The organism is Flavobacterium suncheonense GH29-5 = DSM 17707, assembly GCF_000430025.1.
Lineage (GTDB): Bacteria > Bacteroidota > Bacteroidia > Flavobacteriales > Flavobacteriaceae > Flavobacterium > Flavobacterium suncheonense.
This window is the reverse complement of the sequence record NZ_KE387021.1, coordinates 85,569-105,716: the sequence shown is the minus strand read 5'-3', so window position 1 is coordinate 105,716 and position 20,148 is coordinate 85,569. Positions and strand designations below refer to the sequence as shown.

Annotated in this window: 22 protein-coding genes and 1 tRNA gene; 11 read left to right on the top strand and 12 right to left on the bottom strand. The window is 37.9% G+C overall.

Annotation, left to right across the window (positions count from 1 at the left end; genetic code table 11):
* Positions 1-60: 60 nt before the first annotated feature.
* The 7 genes from G498_RS0112990 to G498_RS0112960 are packed head-to-tail and all read right to left on the bottom strand — an operon-like array spanning position 61 to position 6,483.
* Entirely contained in the window at positions 61-423 is a 363-nt protein-coding gene (locus G498_RS0112990; protein ID WP_026981547.1) for a nuclear transport factor 2 family protein, read from the bottom strand.
* On the bottom strand, positions 413-1,354 hold the full coding sequence (locus G498_RS0112985) for a UDP-3-O-(3-hydroxymyristoyl)glucosamine N-acyltransferase (protein WP_026981546.1): 942 nt from the start codon (positions 1,352-1,354) through the stop codon (positions 413-415). The genes G498_RS0112990 and G498_RS0112985 overlap by 11 nt, the downstream gene beginning before the upstream one ends.
* Before the next feature lie 15 nt (positions 1,355-1,369).
* Positions 1,370-1,936 carry an elongation factor P gene (gene efp / locus G498_RS0112980; RefSeq protein WP_026981545.1) on the bottom strand — a complete coding sequence of 189 codons (567 nt, stop codon included), beginning with the start codon at positions 1,934-1,936 and terminating at the stop codon, positions 1,370-1,372.
* A gap of 45 nt (positions 1,937-1,981) precedes the next feature.
* Positions 1,982-2,770 carry an acyl-ACP--UDP-N-acetylglucosamine O-acyltransferase gene (lpxA, locus tag G498_RS0112975; RefSeq protein ID WP_026981544.1) on the bottom strand — a complete coding sequence of 263 codons (789 nt, stop codon included), beginning with the start codon at positions 2,768-2,770 and terminating at the stop codon, positions 1,982-1,984.
* Between the two features lie 10 nt (positions 2,771-2,780).
* On the bottom strand, positions 2,781-4,169 hold the full coding sequence (locus G498_RS0112970; protein ID WP_026981543.1) for a bifunctional UDP-3-O-[3-hydroxymyristoyl] N-acetylglucosamine deacetylase/3-hydroxyacyl-ACP dehydratase: 1,389 nt from the start codon (positions 4,167-4,169) through the stop codon (positions 2,781-2,783).
* A gap of 19 nt (positions 4,170-4,188) precedes the next feature.
* Positions 4,189-5,217, bottom strand: coding sequence for a UDP-3-O-(3-hydroxymyristoyl)glucosamine N-acyltransferase (gene lpxD / locus G498_RS0112965; protein WP_026981542.1), 1,029 nt, complete (start codon positions 5,215-5,217; stop codon positions 4,189-4,191).
* A gap of 30 nt (positions 5,218-5,247) precedes the next feature.
* Positions 5,248-6,483 carry an HD domain-containing protein gene (locus G498_RS0112960; protein ID WP_026981541.1) on the bottom strand — a complete coding sequence of 412 codons (1,236 nt, stop codon included), beginning with the start codon at positions 6,481-6,483 and terminating at the stop codon, positions 5,248-5,250.
* A 150-nt stretch (positions 6,484-6,633) separates the two neighbouring features.
* On the opposite strand from G498_RS0112960, the gene porX reads away from it, so the two are divergent.
* From porX to G498_RS0112935, 5 genes are all read left to right on the top strand, one after another.
* Positions 6,634-8,187 carry a T9SS response regulator signal transducer PorX gene (gene porX / locus G498_RS0112955; protein ID WP_026981540.1) on the top strand — a complete coding sequence of 518 codons (1,554 nt, stop codon included), beginning with the start codon at positions 6,634-6,636 and terminating at the stop codon, positions 8,185-8,187.
* Between the two features lie 103 nt (positions 8,188-8,290).
* Complete coding sequence (tsaE, locus tag G498_RS0112950; protein WP_026981539.1) at positions 8,291-8,710, top strand: tRNA (adenosine(37)-N6)-threonylcarbamoyltransferase complex ATPase subunit type 1 TsaE; 420 nt, start codon at positions 8,291-8,293, stop codon at positions 8,708-8,710.
* Positions 8,711-8,763: 53 nt separating this feature from the next.
* The gene (locus G498_RS0112945; protein ID WP_026981538.1) at positions 8,764-9,957 is read left to right on the top strand and encodes an alanine dehydrogenase; all 1,194 of its coding nucleotides are present in this window, start codon (positions 8,764-8,766) and stop codon (positions 9,955-9,957) included.
* 44 nt (positions 9,958-10,001) lie between these two features.
* Complete coding sequence (locus tag G498_RS0112940; protein ID WP_026981537.1) at positions 10,002-10,376, top strand: DUF4258 domain-containing protein; 375 nt, start codon at positions 10,002-10,004, stop codon at positions 10,374-10,376.
* 57 nt (positions 10,377-10,433) lie between these two features.
* A tRNA-Val gene (locus tag G498_RS0112935) sits at positions 10,434-10,508 on the top strand.
* Between the two features lie 387 nt (positions 10,509-10,895).
* Here the strand turns inward: G498_RS0112935 and G498_RS0112920 are convergent.
* A complete protein-coding gene (locus G498_RS0112920; protein WP_026981536.1) occupies positions 10,896-12,062 on the bottom strand; it encodes a proline dehydrogenase family protein in 1,167 nt (388 codons plus the stop codon).
* A gap of 95 nt (positions 12,063-12,157) precedes the next feature.
* Here G498_RS0112920 and aroB point away from each other — a divergent pair, with 95 nt between their 5' ends.
* The 5 genes from aroB (at position 12,158) to G498_RS0112895 (ending at position 16,367) form a co-directional block, all read left to right on the top strand.
* Positions 12,158-13,225, top strand: a complete 1,068-nt coding sequence (gene aroB / locus G498_RS0112915) for a 3-dehydroquinate synthase (RefSeq protein ID WP_026981535.1) — start codon at positions 12,158-12,160, stop codon at positions 13,223-13,225.
* A 56-nt stretch (positions 13,226-13,281) separates the two neighbouring features.
* Positions 13,282-13,461 carry a hypothetical protein gene (locus tag G498_RS16045; RefSeq protein WP_026981534.1) on the top strand — a complete coding sequence of 60 codons (180 nt, stop codon included), beginning with the start codon at positions 13,282-13,284 and terminating at the stop codon, positions 13,459-13,461.
* A gap of 59 nt (positions 13,462-13,520) precedes the next feature.
* Positions 13,521-14,927, top strand: a complete 1,407-nt coding sequence (locus tag G498_RS0112905) for an arginine decarboxylase (RefSeq protein WP_026981533.1) — start codon at positions 13,521-13,523, stop codon at positions 14,925-14,927.
* A 24-nt stretch (positions 14,928-14,951) separates the two neighbouring features.
* The gene (locus G498_RS0112900) at positions 14,952-15,926 is read left to right on the top strand and encodes a deoxyhypusine synthase family protein (protein ID WP_026981532.1); all 975 of its coding nucleotides are present in this window, start codon (positions 14,952-14,954) and stop codon (positions 15,924-15,926) included.
* 87 nt (positions 15,927-16,013) lie between these two features.
* Positions 16,014-16,367: a hypothetical protein gene (locus G498_RS0112895; protein ID WP_026981531.1), complete on the top strand. Its 354-nt coding sequence runs from the start codon at positions 16,014-16,016 to the stop codon at positions 16,365-16,367.
* A gap of 39 nt (positions 16,368-16,406) precedes the next feature.
* Here the strand turns inward: G498_RS0112895 and G498_RS0112890 are convergent, their stop codons facing one another.
* From G498_RS0112890 to G498_RS0112880, 3 genes are all read right to left on the bottom strand, one after another.
* Complete coding sequence (locus G498_RS0112890) at positions 16,407-16,934, bottom strand: DinB family protein (protein WP_026981530.1); 528 nt, start codon at positions 16,932-16,934, stop codon at positions 16,407-16,409.
* A gap of 79 nt (positions 16,935-17,013) precedes the next feature.
* On the bottom strand, positions 17,014-17,493 hold the full coding sequence (locus G498_RS0112885; protein ID WP_026981529.1) for an Lrp/AsnC family transcriptional regulator: 480 nt from the start codon (positions 17,491-17,493) through the stop codon (positions 17,014-17,016).
* Between the two features lie 84 nt (positions 17,494-17,577).
* Positions 17,578-18,732, bottom strand: a complete 1,155-nt coding sequence (locus G498_RS0112880; RefSeq protein WP_026981528.1) for a M14 family metallopeptidase — start codon at positions 18,730-18,732, stop codon at positions 17,578-17,580.
* A 314-nt stretch (positions 18,733-19,046) separates the two neighbouring features.
* Here G498_RS0112880 and G498_RS0112875 point away from each other — a divergent pair, with 314 nt between their 5' ends.
* Positions 19,047-19,535, top strand: coding sequence for a helix-turn-helix domain-containing protein (locus tag G498_RS0112875; protein WP_026981527.1), 489 nt, complete (start codon positions 19,047-19,049; stop codon positions 19,533-19,535).
* Here the strand turns inward: G498_RS0112875 and G498_RS0112870 are convergent, their stop codons facing one another.
* Positions 19,536-20,093 carry a 1-acyl-sn-glycerol-3-phosphate acyltransferase gene (locus G498_RS0112870; protein ID WP_026981526.1) on the bottom strand — a complete coding sequence of 186 codons (558 nt, stop codon included), beginning with the start codon at positions 20,091-20,093 and terminating at the stop codon, positions 19,536-19,538.
* Positions 20,094-20,148 lie beyond the last annotated feature (55 nt).

The following is a 20,148-nucleotide window of genomic DNA, read 5'->3' as shown; positions in this document are numbered from 1 at the left end:
ACTTTTGAAAGAAATATCTAAAGTATTTTACAATAAACTTTTGAAGATTTTTATGGAAATTTAACCCAACTGACTCATTTGGTAGCCACGGAATAATTTACCGTCTTTCACTTCCCAAAGCGTTACAAAATGTGCTAAAACTTCTTCCTCATTCGGATTTTCTATTGGCGTGACAAAATAAGTATAGCGCGCCATAACGCTGCCGTTTTCTTCCAAAATATGAGAAATACTGATACGGGACGAACTGTACGAACGTTTCATTTCATTCGCAAGCTCCACTAAATCGCTTTTAGTCATTTTGAGAAATCCTTTGGAGCTGTGCCAGTCGAATTCCATTTCATCGTGAAGAAAACGTTTTATCGCGTCGCTGTTTCGTAACGCATCCGATTGATAAAACTCCGTAACGAGTTCTTTAGCCATCATTCTTGTTGAGTTTGTTTAATATTTCAGGAATTTTTTTAACGTTGGCAAGTTGTTTCAGCTTTTCGCGGGATTCTTCAATTGGTGTACCGAAATAAATCTTTCCGCCTTCAACAGATTTGGTCACTCCGGTTTGCCCTAAAATCACGGCTTTTTCACCAATGGTGATTCCGCTGGTAGTTCCTACCTGTCCCCAAAGGGTAACTTCATTTTCAATGATTACACAACCTGCAATACCGGTTTGGGCTGCAATCAAACATTTTTTTCCGATTACGGTATCGTGCCCCACATGCACCTGATTGTCCATTTTGGTTCCTTCGCCAATGGTTGTATCGCCGGTAACACCTTTGTCTATAGTACACAATGCTCCGATTCCGACATTGTCTTCGATAATCACACGACCTCCGGACAATAACTGATCGAAACCTTCGGGACGTTTTTTATAATAGAAAGCGTCTGCTCCGATTATGGACCCGGCGTGAATGATTACATTATCGCCAATTACCGTATTGTCATAAACCGAAACATTGGAATGAATAATACAGTTTTTACCAATGAAAACATTATGTCCGATGAAGCAATTAGGCTGAATCACAGTGCCCTCGCCTACTACTGCAGAATCGGAAACCGAAACACCGGCAGCGGTAAACGGTTTGAAATGTCGGGTTAATTTATTGAAATCGCGAAACGGATCGTCGGAAATCAGCAAAGCTTTGCCTTCCGGACAATCTACTTTCTTATTGATTAAAACAATGGTTGCGGCAGATTCCAATGCTTTGTCGTAATATTTCGGATGATCGACAAAAACGATATCACCCGGTTCCACTACGTGAATTTCATTCATTCCGTGTACCGGAAACAAAGCATCGCCAACAAAATCACTTTGGATAATGTCGGCGATTTCTTTTAAGGTATGTATTTTGGGAAACTTCAAGGTTTCTGAGCTTAATTATTCTTTAACACGCTCCATGTAAGAACCTGTAGCTGTGTCAATTTTGATTTTATCTCCTTCATTGATAAACAAAGGCACATTGATTTGCGCTCCGGTTTCTACTGTTGCAGGTTTTGTCGCGTTGGTAGCGGTATTTCCTTTAACTCCCGGTTCTGTGTACGTTACTTCCAAAACAACGGATGCCGGCATATCTACCGATAAAGGCGCTTCGGTTTCCGCATTAATCTGAACCATAACGTTTGTGCCTTCTTTTAACAATTCCGGAGCGTCCAAAATATCTTTGTTTAAGGAAATTTGTTCGAAAGTTTCAGTATTCATGAAATGGAAGTCATTTCCTTCGGCATATAAATACTGGAATGTATGTGTCTCTACACGAACTACATCAATTTTATGTCCTGCCGAAAACGTGTTATCCAACACTTTTCCGTTGGTTAAACTTTTAAGTTTGGTTCTTACGAAAGCCGGTCCTTTTCCTGGTTTTACGTGTAAGAACTCAACGATTTTGTAAATATCGTGGTTAAATTTAATGCACAATCCGTTTCTGATATCTGCTGTAGTTGCCATTTATGTATTTAATTATTTGAATTTATTATTTGTTTTCGTTTTCGATTAAAATCCGCCTCCGGTATAACCTTTCATAATTCCTCTTGAAGAATTACGGATGAACATAATGATTTCATCGCGCTCCGGTGTTGCTTCCATTTCGGCTTCAATGATACTTAAAGCCTGTGTGGTATTATAGTTTTTCTGATACAAAATTCGGTAAATATCCTGAATTTCCCTGATTTTTTCCGGAGAAAATCCTCTTCTTCTCAAACCTACCGAGTTGATTCCCACATAAGAAAGCGGTTCTTTTGCAGCTTTCGTAAACGGCGGTACATCTTTACGGACAAGCGAACCACCGGAAATCATAGCGTGATCACCAATATGAATGAACTGATGAATCGCAGCCAATCCTCCGATGACAGCAAAATCTCCAACAATAACGTGCCCGGCCAATGCTACACCATTTACGATGATGGCATTATCCCCGATATGACAGTCGTGTGCAATGTGAGCGGTTGCCATAATCAGACAGTTCTTTCCGATCTTGGTTTGTCCTGACGCAATTGTTCCTCTATTGATGGTAACACATTCTCTTACAGTGGTATTATCACCAATTATTGCAAGTGATTCTTCACCACCGAATTTCAAATCCTGAGGAATTGCTGAAATAACAGCTCCCGGAAATATATTACAGTTCTTACCGATTCTTGCGCCCTCCATAATGGTTACGTTTGAACCGATCCAGGTTCCTTCGCCAATCTCCACATTGTTATGAATGGTTGTGAAAGGCTCAATCACCACATTTTTGGCAATTTTTGCACCCGGATGAACGTATGCTAAAGGTTGATTCATAATTCTTTTTTTAGTTCTTTTTTACAATTTGCGCCATTAATTCGGCTTCTGTAACTAATTTACCGTTCGCGTACGCACTGGCCTGCATGTGACAGATTCCGCGACGGATTGGCGATAATAACTCTAATTTAAAAATTAAAGTATCGCCCGGTAACACTTTATGTTTGAATTTAACATTGTCGATTTTCATGAAATACGTCAAGTAATTCTCCGGATCCGGAACCGTACTTAAAATTAAGATTCCTCCGGTTTGCGCCATGGCTTCAATAATCAGAACACCTGGCATAACCGGCGCTCCAGGAAAGTGCCCTACGAAAAACTGCTCGTTCATGGTAACATTTTTCAGTCCCACCACATGAGAATCAGACATTTCAAGAATTTTATCCACCAAAATAAACGGATAACGGTGCGGTAACATCGACTGAATCTTTGTTACATCCATTAACGGCTCCTTGTGTAAATCGTACACCGGAACGTGATTTTTTTGCTCGTTTTTGATAATCTTCGACATTTTTTTAGCGAACATCGTGTTTACAAAATGCCCAGGTTTGTTAGCAATTACTTTTCCTTTAATGCGTGTACCGATTAAAGCCAGATCCCCGACAACATCTAACAATTTGTGACGTGCTGCTTCGTTAGGATAATGCAGGGTAAGGTTATCTAAAATTCCGTTTGGTTTTACACTGATGGAATCTTTGCCGAAAGCCACTTTCAAGCGCTCCATGGTTTCCGGTGAAATTTCTTTGTCAACGTAAACAATCGCGTTGTTTAAGTCTCCGCCTTTAATTAACCCGTGCTCCAACAAGCCTTCCAGTTCGTGTAAGAAACTGAAAGTACGACAATCCGCGATTTCATCCTTAAATTCCGAAATCGATTTCATGGTCGCATTCTGCGTTCCTAAAACTTTGGTTCCGAAATCCACCATGGCAGTTACCTGATAATCATCAGCCGGAATTACGGTGATTTCGCTTCCGGTTGCCTCATCGGTAAAAGAAATAACTTCTTTCACAACATATACGGAACGATCGGCTTCCTGCTCTACCACTCCTGCTTTTTCAATGGCTTCAACGAAATATTTCGCAGAACCATCCATAATTGGCGGTTCTGATGCGTTTAATTCGATAATAACATTATCAAGATCACAACCCACTAAAGCTGCTAAAACGTGTTCTGAGGTTTGAATCTTAACCCCTAATTTTTCAAGGTTTGTCCCGCGTTGAGTCGTTACCACATAATTGGCATCGGCTTCAATTACCGGCTGGCCTTCCAAATCTACACGTACAAAAGTGAATCCGTTGTTTACCGATGCAGGTTTAAAAGTCATTTTTACATTCTGACCTGTGTGCAGTCCTACTCCTTCTAATGTAATTTCGCTTTTAATGGTTTTTTGCTTAACCATGGTTTTTGTTATTTAAGTTTTAGTTTGTTTCTTTTTTGTTTTTTTTCAGCTGATGCAATTCATCAACGATTTTCGGTAAATTTTTGAAATGTACATACGATTTGTTAAAATCGCTGTAACCCAGAGCCGGACTTCCCTGAATCGCTTCTCCGTCTTTTACATTTCTTCCTACTCCGGATTGCGCCTGAATCCGCACGTTATTACCGATTGTGATATGGCCGACAATTCCAACCTGCCCGCCGATGATACAATTTTTTCCGATTTTGGTAGAACCCGCCACTCCGGTTTGGGAAGCAATTACGGTATTCTCACCTATTTCCACATTGTGGGCTATCTGAATCTGATTGTCTAATTTCACGCCTTTTCGGATGATTGTTGAACCCAATGTAGCTCTGTCGACTGTCGAACAGGAGCCGATTTCCACATTGTCTTCAATGATTACATTTCCGATTTGCGGTACTTTGGAATAGGTTCCGTCTTCCTGAGGAGCAAAACCAAATCCGTCTGACCCGATAATTGTTCCGGAATGAATGGTACAGTTTTTACCGATTTCCGATTCGGAATAAATCCGCACACCGGCAAATAAAACCGTTCCGTCTCCGATGGTTACATTGTCGCCAATAAAACTGTTCGGATAAATTTTTACATCGTTACCAATCGTAACATTTTTTCCGATATAGCAAAAACTCCCTAAATACAGGTTTTCACCGTAAGTAACGTTTTCGGAAATAACGGAAGGCTGCTCAATACCCGATTTCATTAACTTTACCTGATTGTAATACTCTAAAAGCTTAGAAAACGCTTTATAGGCATCTTCTACTTTTATTAAAGTGGTAAAAAGTTCCTGTGTAGGTTCAAAGGTATTGTTAACGATGGTAACGGTTGCCTGAGTTGTATATATGAAATTCAGGTATTTAGGATTCGCCAAAAAAGTAAGTGAACCTTCTGTTCCTTCTTCTATTTTTGCCAGTTTGTAGACTTCTGCCGAAGGGTTTCCCACGACTTCCCCGCCTAAAATACCTGCTATTTGTTCTGCTGTAAACTTCATCTTTGCAAAAATATAAAATTTAATTAAATTTTAACTTTCCAAAAGCACTTTTGGGAAGCAAATAAAATATTTGGTAACGGGTTTTGACAGTGCTTTCAGATGCAACTGATCTGACGCTTCCACCACATCTTCAATGGTTCTGTCCTTCTTTAAAATATGAATCGGCTCACTGGATTTGTTATAGGCCTGATTTTTCAGTTTTCCTTTAAAAACGAAGTATTCCGCTTCTTTTTCCGAAAGCTGATACTTGTGCATATAACGGGTTTTCAATTCATTTAATTGTACTTTGCCTATTTTGTCTTCCGCTATCTGAATCTTCAGTAAATCACGGTTGATAATCATGCTGCTCAGATTTGACAGTACATAATCGTCATGAAACTGCCACGATTTTATAGCGCTGACGATGTCAAAATCGTCCAATAAGGCGAATCGTTTTAAAATATCGGCATTGAAATCGTCTAAAGTGACGCGGTTTTGCATGAAATATTGTAAAGGCTCGCTGCAAGGAAGCACCACTCCTTTTTGTGTAAGTTCTTTGGCGCGCTTGAGAATTTTGGTAAGAATCAGTTCGGCGACAACGCTTGTTTTGTGAAGATAAGCCTGCCAATACATTAAGCGTCTGGCAACCAGAAACTTTTCTACGGAATAAATGCCTTTTTCTTCAATTACCAAGACATCATTTTCAACATTCATCATCTGAATCAGACGTTCGGAATTAATGTTTCCCTCAGCCACGCCGCTGTAAAAACTGTCGCGCTTTAAATAATCCATCCGGTCCATATCCAATTGACTTGATATCAGTTGCAGCATAAACTTTCTGTGATAATCGCCTCTGAATATTTTAATGGCTAACGACAATTTTCCGTCAAAATCTTCATTCAGTTGATTCATAAACAATTGCGAAATCTCTTCATGATGCACGTCTTCCACAATACTGTGTTCCATAGCGTGTGAAAAAGGCCCGTGACCGATGTCGTGCAGCAAAATGGCAATGTAAAGAGCGGTTTCTTCATCGGAGGATATTTCCACTCCTTTAAAACGTAAAGTCTGAACCGCTTTCTGCATCAAATGCATACAGCCCAAAGCATGATGAAAACGGGTATGATGGGCGCCCGGATATACCAAATACGACATTCCCATCTGCGATATTCTCCGCAGACGCTGAAAATAAGGATGCTGAATTAAATCGTAAACTAAAGTATTCGGAATGGTTATGAAACCATAAATTGGATCGTTGAGAATTTTAAGCTTGTTAATCTGGCTCACTTAATAATGTATTTACTACAAATATAATTATTTTTAGCTTTTATGAAAGTACGGATAAAATACGGAAGCAATCCAATAATTTTTACAATAATTTTAACCACTATCCGTTCATAAAAGTATAAATTGCACATTAATTTGAATCCGCACACTATGAGCCAAATAAAAATACTTTGGGTAGACGATGAAATCGACTTGCTGAAACCACATATATTATTCCTTGAAAAGAAAGGATACCACGTAACCACTTGTAATAACGGTCAGGACGCCATTGAATTGTTCGATACGGATAATTTCGATATTGTTTTTCTTGATGAAAACATGCCCGGATTAAGTGGTTTAGAAACGCTTTCCGAAATCAAAGAAAAAAAATCGGCCACACCGGTAATTATGATTACCAAGAGTGAAGAGGAATATATCATGGAAGAAGCAATCGGTTCTAAGATTGCAGATTATCTTATAAAACCGGTAAATCCGAATCAGATTCTACTGAGTTTGAAGAAGAATCTGGACCATTCACGATTGGTTTCCGAAAAAACGACTTTAGATTACCAGAAAGAATTCCGCAAAATAGCTATGGATATGGCTATGGTGAATTCCTATGAAGACTGGGTTGAATTGTACAAAAAACTGTTGTTCTGGGAGATCGAACTGGAAAACATCGAAGACCAGAGTATGGTGGAAATTCTTGAAAGCCAGAAACTTGAGGCTAATTCTCAATTTGGTAAGTTTATTGAGAAAAATTACGAAAAATGGTTTACTTCCGAAGATAACCGTCCGTATTTATCGCATGAAATTTTTAGAAAATTAGTGGTTCCGGAAATCCGCAAAAAAGACAAACCGATTCTTTTTGTGGTCATTGATAATTTGCGTTACGACCAATGGAAAGCCTTTGAAAACGTGGTGAACAACCATTACAAACTGGAAAAAGAGACGAGTTACTTCTCCATCCTTCCGACTGCCACGCAATACGCCAGAAACGCTATATTTTCAGGGTTAACACCTTTGGAAATGGAGAAAAATTATCCGCAATACTGGAAAAATGATGTGGACGATGGCGGAAAAAACCTTTTTGAAGGTGAATTTCTTACCGAACAATTAAAACGTTTGCGCATTGACATCAAACAGGAATATTATAAAATTACCAATTTCAAAGACGGTAAAAAGTTAGTGGACAACTTCAAAGGCTTGAAAGGCAACGATTTAACAACCGTAGTTTACAATTTTGTAGACATGCTTTCCCATGCTAAGACAGAAATGGATGTTGTTAAAGAGTTGGCTTCCAATGATAAAGCGTACCGTTCGTTAACGTTAAGCTGGTTTAGAAATTCACCATTGCTGGAAATCATACAATTGGCACAGCAACAAGGTTTTAGACTAATTTTAACAACCGATCACGGAACGATAAACTGTAAAAACCCGTCCAAAGTGATCGGCGACAAAAACACTAGTTTAAATCTCCGTTACAAAACCGGCCGAAGCCTAACCTACGAAGACAAGGACGTTTATGCGGTAAAAGATCCTAAAAAAATCGGCTTACCGGCCATCAACATGAGCAGTTCTTTCATTTTTGCCAAGAATGATTTGTTCCTGGCGTATGTGAACAACTTCAACCATTATGTGAGTTATTACCGCAACACTTATCAGCACGGTGGTATTTCGTTAGAAGAAATGATCATCCCGTTTTTGGTGTTCGAACCGAGATAAATCAGGGCTTTGTAACTGATTTTTAGAATTGTAGGAATTAGTCTTTGAATTTAGGTAGTTTTTACTACATTTGAAAGCGAAGATTAATTCCTCTTTTTTATATATGACTGACCAATTCCAAATTACCTTTTCCTTAGACGAAATTAAGGATGTGGCCCGTAAAATTTTATCACAGCCGCTAAAAAAAGTAATTACGTTTCATGCCGAAATGGGTGTCGGAAAAACAACGCTTATCAAGGCACTTGCAGAACAATTGGGCGTTCAGGATATGACTTCGAGTCCTACTTTTTCATTAGTAAACGAATATGAAACTGCAGACGGAGAAATCGTGTATCACTTTGATTTGTATCGGTTAAATTCGGAAGAAGAAGCCTACGACATGGGAATTGACGAATATTTTTATTCCGGAAACTGGTGCTTCATCGAATGGCCGGAAAAAACACCCAACCTGATTCCTTTGGATCATGCGGCAATCCATATAAAACAGTTGCCAAACGGTAATCGAATTTTGACGCTTAAATAAAATATTCGTTTGTTAATTTTTTGTAACTTGTCCAAAACAATCACAACACCATCATGCCGATAACACCTTTTACTTCGCAACAGTTAATTCCGCAGGAAGAAAAGCTGGAAATAATGAAACACAAAAGCCAGCTTTTTATTGGTATTCCTAAAGAAACTTGTTATCAGGAACGTAGAATTTGTTTAACTCCCGATGCTGTGAATTCACTTACCTATCACGGTCACAGGGTTTTACTGGAAGCCGGAGCCGGTCTAAGTTCCAGTTATTCAGACAAAGAGTACAGCGATGCCGGTGCGGAAATCACCAGCGATACCAAAAAAGTTTTCAGTTGTCCGATGATTTTAAAAGTAGAACCGCCTACTTTGGAAGAAATCGAGATGATTAACCCGCAAACGATTGTAATTTCGGCGCTTCAGATAAAAACACAGAAAAAAGCCTATTTTGAAGCTTTAGCAACCAAACGCATTACTTCATTAGCCTTTGAATTTATAAAAGACGAAGACGGTTCCTACCCTGCTGTCCGGTCCCTTTCCGAAATTGCAGGAACGGCCTCGGTACTGATTGCCGCCGAATTAATGATTAACCAATCCATCGGAAAAGGGCTGCTTTTCGGAAATATTACCGGAGTGCGTCCTACGGAAATTGTCATTTTGGGTTCCGGAACGGTTGCGGAATATGCGGCCAGAACGGCCTTAGGTTTAGGAGCAAGCGTAAAAGTTTTCGATAATTCCATTACAAAACTCCGCAGGTTACAAAATTCTTTGAATCAGCCGATTTTTACTTCCACCATTCAGGAAAAATCTCTTTTAAAATCGCTGATGCGTTGTGATGTAGCCATCGGAGCCATGCGTGGTAATAACAGAACTCCGGTCGTGGTTACCGAAACCATGGTAGAACACATGAAAAAAGGAGCCGTAATTGTAGACGTAAGTATTGATACCGGCGGTTGTTTCGAAACTTCGGAAATCACCACGCATGAAAAACCAATCTTTATAAAACACAACGTGATTCATTATTGCGTACCTAATATTCCTTCCCGCTATTCTAAGACGGCATCAATGTCCATCAGTAACATCATTACACCTTTCCTGATTCAGATTGCCGATGACGGCGGAATTGAAAGCGCCATCCGTTGCAATAGAGGTTTGAAAAACGGGGTTTATATGTATCACGGCTTACTGACCAACAAATCCATAGCCGATTGGTTTAACATTCCGTACCGCGATATTAATTTGATTGTATTTTAGGCCATCGCAAATTGTTTGCTTATTTTTGCAGCAAATTAAATACCATGAAATTTGTACATCGTTTAGCGTATTATCTTTTCGGACTGCTTTTAGGCGGAATGTTTCTTGTGTTTTTCTTTCAGAAGAAGAAAACAGAATTTTGTTATTTACCCAATTGCAGAGTTTTGAAAGATCTGAGAAGCAAACAGTTAAGCGTTTCCCCGGAAGCCCAGCAAAAATTAAATGAAAAATGGGTAACCCTGGAAGATATTAAAGCCTGTCTTCAAAACGGCGATGTAGATTTTTCAAAAAGCAACCAACCGGCAGAAAACGGAAAACTATACGTAATAGAAGGATTAAGTGCTAAAAATGAAGAAATTACTGTGGAAATGATAAATTATACTGAAAAAGTAATTTTGAAAGACATAAAAAGACCGTAAAAATATTCGGGAAAGCCTTGTGTAATTAAATATTGAATGTATATTTGCAACACAAAAGGGCGATTAGCTCAGCTGGTTCAGAGCACCTCGTTTACACCGAGGGGGTCGGGGGTTCGAACCCCTCATCGCCCACAAAAAACTTCTTAAGCAATTAAGGAGTTTTTTTATTTTTATACTATTCCGTTAAAAGTTTCGTTATGACTAAAAAAGTAACATGAAACTTAATCTTACTTTGTTTTCGGCGCTTAACAGCTTTCTTGTAACGCAGTTTCTTTTCTTTATTGATGAAGGTTTCTACGATTTCCGATGGATGAAAGATATCGGAAACTGAATTGTTTTCACAGTTTATTTCATTGTGCTGTTTGGCATGTTACTGCTGATTAATTTGGGACTGGAAAAAATTAACGTAAGCAGGTTTTACCAGATACTTATCAATCTGCTTGTTTTTCCGGTAATTCTTATCCTGATTAACCGTTGTTTTTAAATAAAAACTCCGGAACAATCCGGAGTTTTTGTTAATTATAATTTTCTTCTTTTCTTTTCGGTTTCCAGAAGCATCAGTTCTCTTCCGGTTTGTCCTGCAACTGAAGTATTTTCTTCAGCTCTTCGTATCAAATACGGCATCACATCACGAACCGGTCCGAAAGGTAAATATTTGGCAACATTATATCCGTTTTCAGCTAAATTATAACTGATATTGTCGCTCATTCCGTACAATTGTCCGAACCAAACACGGTTATCATTTTTGGAAATTCCTTTCTGTGCCATTAACTCCATCAGCTTATAAGAACTTTGTTCGTTGTGGGTTCCGGCAAAAACAGCCATAGTATCAATATTTTGCATCATATAATCTATACAAGCATCGTAATTATCATCTGTAGCCTGTTTAGACGGGCAAATCGGGTTTTTATACCCTTTTTCTTCCGCGCGTTTCGCTTCTTTTTCCATGTAGGCACCGCGAACTACTTTCATTCCGATATAGAAACCTTCCGCTTTTGCCAGTTCGTGTACTTTTTTCAGATAATCCAAACGGTCCCAACGGTACATTTGCAGTGTATTGAAAATCAAGGCTTTTTGTTTGTTGTATTTGCGCATCATTTCCAGGGTCAAATCATCTGCGGCATCCTGCATCCAGCTTTCTTCGGCATCAATCAGCAGCATTACCTCTTTATCGAAAGCGGTTTTACAGATCACTTCAAAGCGGTTTACAACCCTGTCCCACTCTGCTTTTTCACTTTCGGTTAATTCTTTCTTCTCTCCTACTTTTTCATACAATCCTAAACGACCTACACCTGTTGGTTTAAAAACCGCGAACGGAATGGCTTCCTTTGCTTTGGCAAATTCAATGGTTTTCAGGGTCATTTGCAAAGCAGCATCAAATTGCGCTTCTTCTTCTTTTCCTTCCACAGAATAATCCAGAACGGAAGAAACACGCTTGGTGTACATTTTATCGACAACTTTCAGACAATCTTCCTCACTTACGCCACCGCAAAAATGATCAAAAACAGTACTTCTGATGATTCCTTCTACCGGTAAATGAAATTTTAAAGAAAAATTGGTTAATGCTGTTCCTATTTTAACTAATGATGGGCTTGCAATTAGCCTGAAAAGAAAATGAGCTCGGTTTAATTCTCTGTTATTTTTTAAGGAGAATGCGACTTGGGTATTGTTAAATATTTTTTCCATTGTTTATTAATAAATCGGCTTACAAATATACGTAGTGTTTGAGAATAATTAATAAAATTTGCCTTATTTTGCTGTTCCATTATCAATACTTCAAAATGCAGACAATAAACGCCAACGGATATTCTGTTTATTTTAATGAAACGATCTATAACTATTTAAATGAAACACTGCTGCCGGAGCATTATTCCAAGGTTTTTATACTGGCAGACAGCAGCACCAGCGAACTTTGCCTGCCGGATTTCATAGCCAATTTAGCAACCGAAACCCCCATAGAAATTATTGAATTTGAAGCCGGTGAACAGTTCAAAAATATCGAAACCTGTTACGAAATCTGGTCTGCACTTACAGAACTTGGCGCCGACCGGAAAAGTATTATCCTAAACCTCGGAGGCGGTGTTGTAACGGATTTGGGCGGATTCGTAGCCTCTACATTTAAACGAGGAATCGAATACATAAACATCCCGACAACGCTTTTGGCTATGGTTGACGCTTCCATTGGCGGGAAAAACGGAGTCGATTTGGGAAATCTTAAAAATCAGATCGGAACCATTACCACACCGAAAGCTGTTTTAATTGACACACATTTTTTAACTACATTACCACAAAACGAAATGCGTTCGGGTTTGGCCGAAATGTTAAAGCACGGTTTGATTCAGGATAAAGATTACTGGGACAAATTTAAAATGCTAAGCAGTTTAAATACAGAAGATTTAGACATTTTAATTCATCAATCTGTTGAAATAAAAAACAATGTCGTTTTACAGGATCCTACGGAAAACGGAATCCGGAAAGCGCTCAATTTCGGCCACACTTTAGGGCACGCCATTGAAAGTTATTTTCTGGAAAATGATGACAAAAAATCATTGCTGCACGGAGAAGCCATTGCTGTGGGAATGATTCTGGAAAGTTATCTTTCGATGGAAAAGAATCTGCTGTCCAAAGAAGAGTACCAGGAAATTAAATACATTATTTCTGATATTTTCGAGCCGGTGGATTTCGACAAAACGGATATTGAAAAAATCACCGAATTACTGATTCACGACAAAAAAAACGAATTCGGAAAAGTACAATTTGCGCTACTCGACGGAATAGGAAAAATAAAAATCAATCAATTTGTTACCAACGATCTGATTAACAGTGCTTTTGAAGATTATAAAAACTGATATTTTTTGTAAAAAATCTTTTTAAATACGTTTTAATATTTTTTACATTTGCGGTGATGAAAAAAACTCTGCAAGTACAGCACGTATACAGCGCTAACAGCCGAATGAACAAATTGTTGTTTAAACCGCAACAAATCGTTTTTTCTATTAAAAGCTTCCGGAATTTTGATATTTTTCATTTTACCAATCCGCTTCACGACGAACTGCAGATTATTTACGCTAATCTAAGGGTTTGAAAATCAGTTGTTTTAGGAAATATTTTATAAATTTATAATCTTATACAACAACGATTCAAATGAACACCAAATATTACGACTTAATCAATCAGACTTTTTATTTTCCTCAGGAAGAGTTTACGTTAAATAAAGACAACCTGCAATTTCACGGTATTGACCTGATGAAATTAGTAGAACAATACGGAACGCCGTTAAAATTCACCTACTTACCTAAAATTTCCGAAAATATCAACAAAGCAAAGATGTGGTTCCGGAATTCGATGGAAAGACATGGTTATGAGGCAAAATATTTCTATTGCTATTGCACCAAAAGCTCTCATTTCGAATTCATTCTGAACGAAGCGTTAAAAAACAATATTCATATTGAAACCTCTTCCGCATTCGACATCGATATCGTGGAACGTCTTATGGAAGAAGGTAAAATCAACAAAAACACCTTTGTGGTCTGTAACGGTTTTAAACGCGATCAGTACATCACAAATATTGCCCGTTTAATCAACAACGGCCATAAAAACACGCTTCCGGTAATCGACAATTTCGAAGAACTGGATTTGCTTCAGGAACAAATTGAAGGAAAATTCAAAATCGGTATCCGTATTGCCGCGGAGGAAGAACCTAAATTCGAGTTTTATACTTCCCGTCTGGGAATTGGTTACAAGGATATTGTACCGTTTTACCGCAAACAAATCCAGGACAATAAAAAGGTAGAGCTGAAAATGCTTCACTTCTTTATTAACGCCGGTATTCGCGATACGGCTTATTACTGGAACGAGCTTTTAAAATGTATGAAAGTGTACATCGCCCTGAAAAAAGAGTGTCCGACTTTAGACAGTCTGAATATCGGCGGCGGTTTCCCGATTAAAAATTCATTGGCCTTTGAGTACGACTACCAATATATGGTTGATGAGATTTTAAATCAGATTAAAATTGCCTGTGACGAAGCTGAAGTTCCTGTGCCTCACATTTTTACGGAATTCGGATCGTTTACCGTTGGAGAATCCGGTGGTGCCATTTATCAGGTTTTATATCAGAAAAAACAAAACGACCGTGAAAACTGGAACATGATTGATTCGTCTTTCATCACTACCCTTCCGGACACTTGGGCAATCAACAAGCGCTTTGTTATGATGGCCGTAAACCGTTGGAATGACACTTATGAGCGCGTACTTTTGGGCGGTTTAACCTGTGACGGAGATGATTATTACAACTCCGAACAACACATGAATGCGGTTTATTTACCGAAATACAACAAGGAAAAGCCTTTATATATCGGCTTCTTCAACACCGGGGCTTATCAGGAAACCATTGGAGGTTTTGGCGGCTTACACCACTGTATTTTACCGCATCCGAAACACATCCTGATCGATAAAGACAAAAACGGAATCTTCGCCACAGAAGTATTTTCCGAACAACAAAAAGCAGAAGATGTCTTGGAAATCTTAGGCTATAACAAGAAAAAACAATAATTCAATTACATAAAAGAGATAAAAATGAGTAAAGGCCCTATCAGTCAGTTTATTGAGAAACATTATCTTCACTTTAATTCAGCAGCTCTTGTTGATGCCGCTAAAGGATACGAAGAGCACTTGTTAGACAACGGAAAAATGATGATTACACTTGCCGGTGCCATGAGTACTGCTGAGTTAGGAAAATCATTGGCCGAAATGATTCGTCAGGATAAAGTTCACATCATTTCATGTACTGGTGCTAATCTTGAAGAAGATATCATGAACCTTGTAGCTCATAATTCCTATAAACGAGTTCCAAATTACCGCGATTTAAGCCCGCAGGAAGAATGGGATTTACTGGAAAACCATTACAACCGCGTAACCGATACCTGTATTCCGGAAGAAGAAGCTTTCCGTCGTTTACAACAACATTTATACGATATCTGGAACAATGCCAATTCTAAGGGAGAACGCTATTTTCCTCACGAATTTATGTACCAGATGATCAATTCCGGAGTGTTACAACAATACTACGAAATCGACCCTAAAGATTCCTGGATGGTTGCAGCAGCGGAGAAAAACTTACCAATCGTAGTTCCGGGATGGGAAGACAGTACCATGGGAAACATTTTTGCTTCTTACTGCATTAAAGGTGAATTTAACGCCACAACAATGAAAAGCGGTGTGGAATATATGATGTGGTTAGCAGACTGGTACACTAAAAACTGCGAAGGCAAAGGAATTGGTTTCTTCCAGATTGGCGGTGGTATTGCCGGAGACTTCCCTATTTGTGTGGTGCCGATGTTGTATCAGGATATGGAAATGCACGATGTGCCGTTCTGGAGTTATTTCTGTCAGATTTCAGATTCGACAACTAGTTACGGTTCTTATTCGGGAGCGGTTCCGAACGAAAAAATTACTTGGGGTAAGTTAGATATCACAACTCCGAAATTTATTGTGGAATCTGATGCTACTATCGTTGCACCCCTTATTTTTGCTTATGTTTTAGGCTGGTAAAATTTTTCAAAAAAAAAATAAATTTTATTTGAAAATAAGAATTAGGATATTACATTTGACCACATACAAAAGATTAAAGCACAACGAATGAAAAGAGTAATTGTAGATTACGCTAAATTGACGAATGAGATCTTAACCCTTTTGGTTGAGAAGTTTCCGGACGGATATGATGATTCTGATGTAATCCGTTTTAAAAACGCTAAGAATGAAACAGTTGAAGCTGTAGAAGTTCGCACAGAAGACACTATCTATTTGGTAAAAGTAAGTACAAAACTGGCAGACAGAATTGAAAATTACGACGAAGACGATGAAGACATCGACGGCGGTGAAGATTCATTAGATGCATTAAAAGAACTGGACATTGAAGACAGTTCCGACGATGAAGAAGATGAGCCTAAAGACGAACCGGTTGATGACGAAGAGGATTCAGACGAAGATTAACAAAAAAGGAACTCAATTGAGTTCCTTTTTTTATGCTTTTTAATCTAAATAACGTTGCTTAAATACCCTCATGTGGTGATTCTGATGCCCGATAATGATAAAACCTATGGCGCGAACCGACATTTCCCTTTCAGACGCCACTCCTATTTTTAGAAAATCTTCCGGTGTAAAACTTTTAAATAGACAGATTGTCGAATGACGAACAGCCGAAAGCTCTGTCAGCAAATCTTTCAGATGCCTTTGATTGGCCATCGGATTAACTGTGTCGGCAAACAGATTTTCATCGTAACCCGGAAGTTCTGTTTTGTCGTTTCTTGAAAACCGTAAGGCTCTGTAACTAAAAACGCGTTCGGCATCAATAATGTGCTGGATGATTTCCTTGATGGTCCATTTTCCTTCCGCATAGCGATAATCAAATTTATCCATCGGAATATCCTGTATGAAATGAATGGTATTGTACAAACTGATTTCAAGTTCGTCAATCAGGTTGATATTTTCCTCTAAAGCATCCAGATACGGCTGATAAAAAGATGCATATTCGTTTTTTTGAAGTACCGTAGGTTTCATAATTGGTTTTTGATTGTTCGAAATAAATGTAAACAAAAAACCCGAAGCGTTAACTCCGGGTTTTGATATTTTTAAGAAATTACATGTCCTTGAAGATGGTGTGCATCAAACGTTTTTTGTCGTTGATACTTTCTTCTAAGGAAATCATGGTTTCTGTTCTGTAAACACCTTCAATATCATCAATCATGAAAATTACCTCTTTTGCGTGTTTGGTATCTTTAGCTCTGATTTTACAGAAGATATTGAATTTACCGGTAGTAACGTGAGCCACAGTTACAAACGGAATTTCGTTGATTCTTTCCAATACAAATTTCGTCTGTGATGTATTGTGAAGAAAAACCCCTACATAAGCAATAAATGAATAGCCTAATTTCTCGTAGTCTAATGTTAATGAAGAACCTTGGATAATTCCCGCATCTTCCATTTTTTTCACACGAACGTGCACCGTACCGGCAGATATTAATAATTTTTTAGCAATATCGGTAAAAGGAACTCTAGTGTTATCAATCAGCATATCTAAAATCTGATGATCTACTTCATCCAAACGAAACTTACTCATACTATGAATTTATCAGTTATTTATTTTAAAAGTTTAAAATTAAGAATATTTTTATAATATTTTATCAATAAAATACAAAAATTATTATTTTTTTAGCAATCCATTAACAATTTTATTATGCGTTCCTATTAAAAAATCGGCATTCTGATCCAATTGCGGAAATTTACCTTTCTGATTTTCAAATAATTCTCCCTGAAAATCATACTCAACATGGCCAAAATTTCCGGTCAACGCTCCTATTTCAACGATTTTGGCTTCAAACTCGATTTTACCGTTAGCCAAAACCTCCTTGTAATGGGCTGCAAAATTAGTTATTTTTTCCACACCATCAACTATTATTTTGACATTTTTATAAATAAAATCAAAAAACACGGCGTTATTTTGAGGAATTTTAAAATATTCAATGCTTTTATCGTCAATAAATTCATTATTCATAATACAACTTAGTGCCGAGAGATACGAAACAAATATAAACTTACGAGTCACTTCCCTATCGTAATCGTTTTGAAAATGCCCGGCCTCAAATAATATAGTCGGAACATTTAAAGACTGAAAACGATCGCCAATACAATTAATATTAAAAGCATCATCAAACTGTCCTACTTGTCCGGGAATCAGATTTTGCAATTCCGAATACATCGCAACAATAATATTGATAGCTTTTAAACGGACTTCATTAATTTGACAGGCTTCATTATACGAAGGCGCTAAAAACGAGACTGTTGCAGGGTTAGCCTCGAAACCCGCAGCAAAAATGGTACGCTGATCGTGCAGATTAAAACAAAAATCAGGCTGAAAGTCGTCAAAAACCTTTCGCAATAGCCTACTTTCCGGCTGCGACAAGTTTACCGAATCGCGATTTAAGTCTACTTCATTGGTATTTACACGTGTGTAAGCTTCGGCGCCGTCAGGATTTACAATCGGAATACATAATAAGGTGCATTCCTTTTTTAGTTGATTAGCTAACGGATTATCGCTTTTAAGGAAATTAAACAAATCAAATAACGCTTTAGTACACGTGCTTTCATTTCCGTGCATTTGCGACCACATGTAAATTTTGGTTTTTCCGGAACCGATTTTTACCTGATAGATCGGTTTCATTTTTACCGATTCACCAATAACTGAGATTTCAAAATGTTCCTTTAGTGTTTCTAAAAGGGGTTCTATATGACGGTTCGTAATGTAACGGCCAAAGAGATTTTGCTCTCTATACTTTTCAAACAAAAGCTGATAATTCATGAGGTTGGATTTCTATTTACAAAAGTAAACATCTTATTTTTTACAAATGTAAACTAATAAATTAATCAATTAGTTTAGTAATGTAAACAGCTCGTTTGTCGAATATCCACAATAAACAGCTAAACATATCAATCATTACTATCATTGTTTTTTATAAAATTTATATAATTGCAAATCAGTTATTTATAATTAAATACATGAACGTATACTTTCAATAAAAATGGCTAAAATAACCCGTTCACAAGTGTGGATTTGGTTATTTCAGATTGTTTGTTTACATTTGTAATTATTTAATTTTCGCAATACAATTTACAATGGTAAACATCGACGATTTTGTAAAAAGACTGGAAATTATCTTCGAATATTACGGTTTATCTGCTTCTGGTTTTGCAGATAGAATTGGCGTTCAGCGTTCCAGTTTATCGCACCTACTCTCCGGAAGAAATAAACCAAGTTTAGATTTCGTGATGAAAATTACAGAAGTTTTTCCAGAAGTGGATTTGTATTGGATTTTAAACGGTAAAGGAAATTTTCCGAAAAGTGAAAATAACGAACCCGTAATTCAAAAACCGGAAACGGTTTCTACTCTTTTTTCCGAAAACCGAAATGAGGTTTCAAAAGATCAAAATGAGCAGCCTGATTTATTTACCAAACCAAGCGTCGAAAAAAATCGCGTAAATGAAAACTCCGAAGAAAAATTTTCAAATACGCGAAATTTCGAAACTTTAAAAAACAACTCAGATATCGACCGAATTGTCGTATTCTACAAAAACGGAACGTTTAAAAATTACATTCCCGAATAATCAGTCTTTTGGTTCAAAACTGTATTCCGGAACTTTCCCGATGGCTCCTTTGAAATTTTGTGCTAATATTTTAAAATCAGCTTCTTTGTTTGCCGTCGGCCAAAACGGTTCCGAAATTTTAACAGTCTTTCTGCCCCAATCGAAGGCTACGGGAATAATCGGAACGTTGGCTTTTAGGGCGATGTAATAAAAACCGGTCTTCCATTCGGTCACTTTTTTTCGGGTTCCTTCCGGCGCAATCGCTAAACGAAAAACGTCATGGCTTTCAAAAACTTTAGCAATCGCATCCACTTTGTTTTCATTTTTCTGTCGGTCTAAAGGCGCGCCGCCCATCCAACGAAAATAGGCTCCAAACGGAAACCGGAACAGTTCTTTTTTCGCCACAAAGTTCATATCTAAACCTATTATTCCTCTGGTAAACAGACCAATATAGAAATCGTGCCAGCTGGTGTGCGGCACCACTATCATTACACATTTTCTAATTTCCGGCGGAATGGTTCCCTCAATCTTCCATCCCATTAACCTGAAAAATATAAACTTGTACAGAATTTGTTTCATGACGAAAAGTTTGGTTCAAAAATAGCATTATATTTACGAATAGAAAATGCAACGT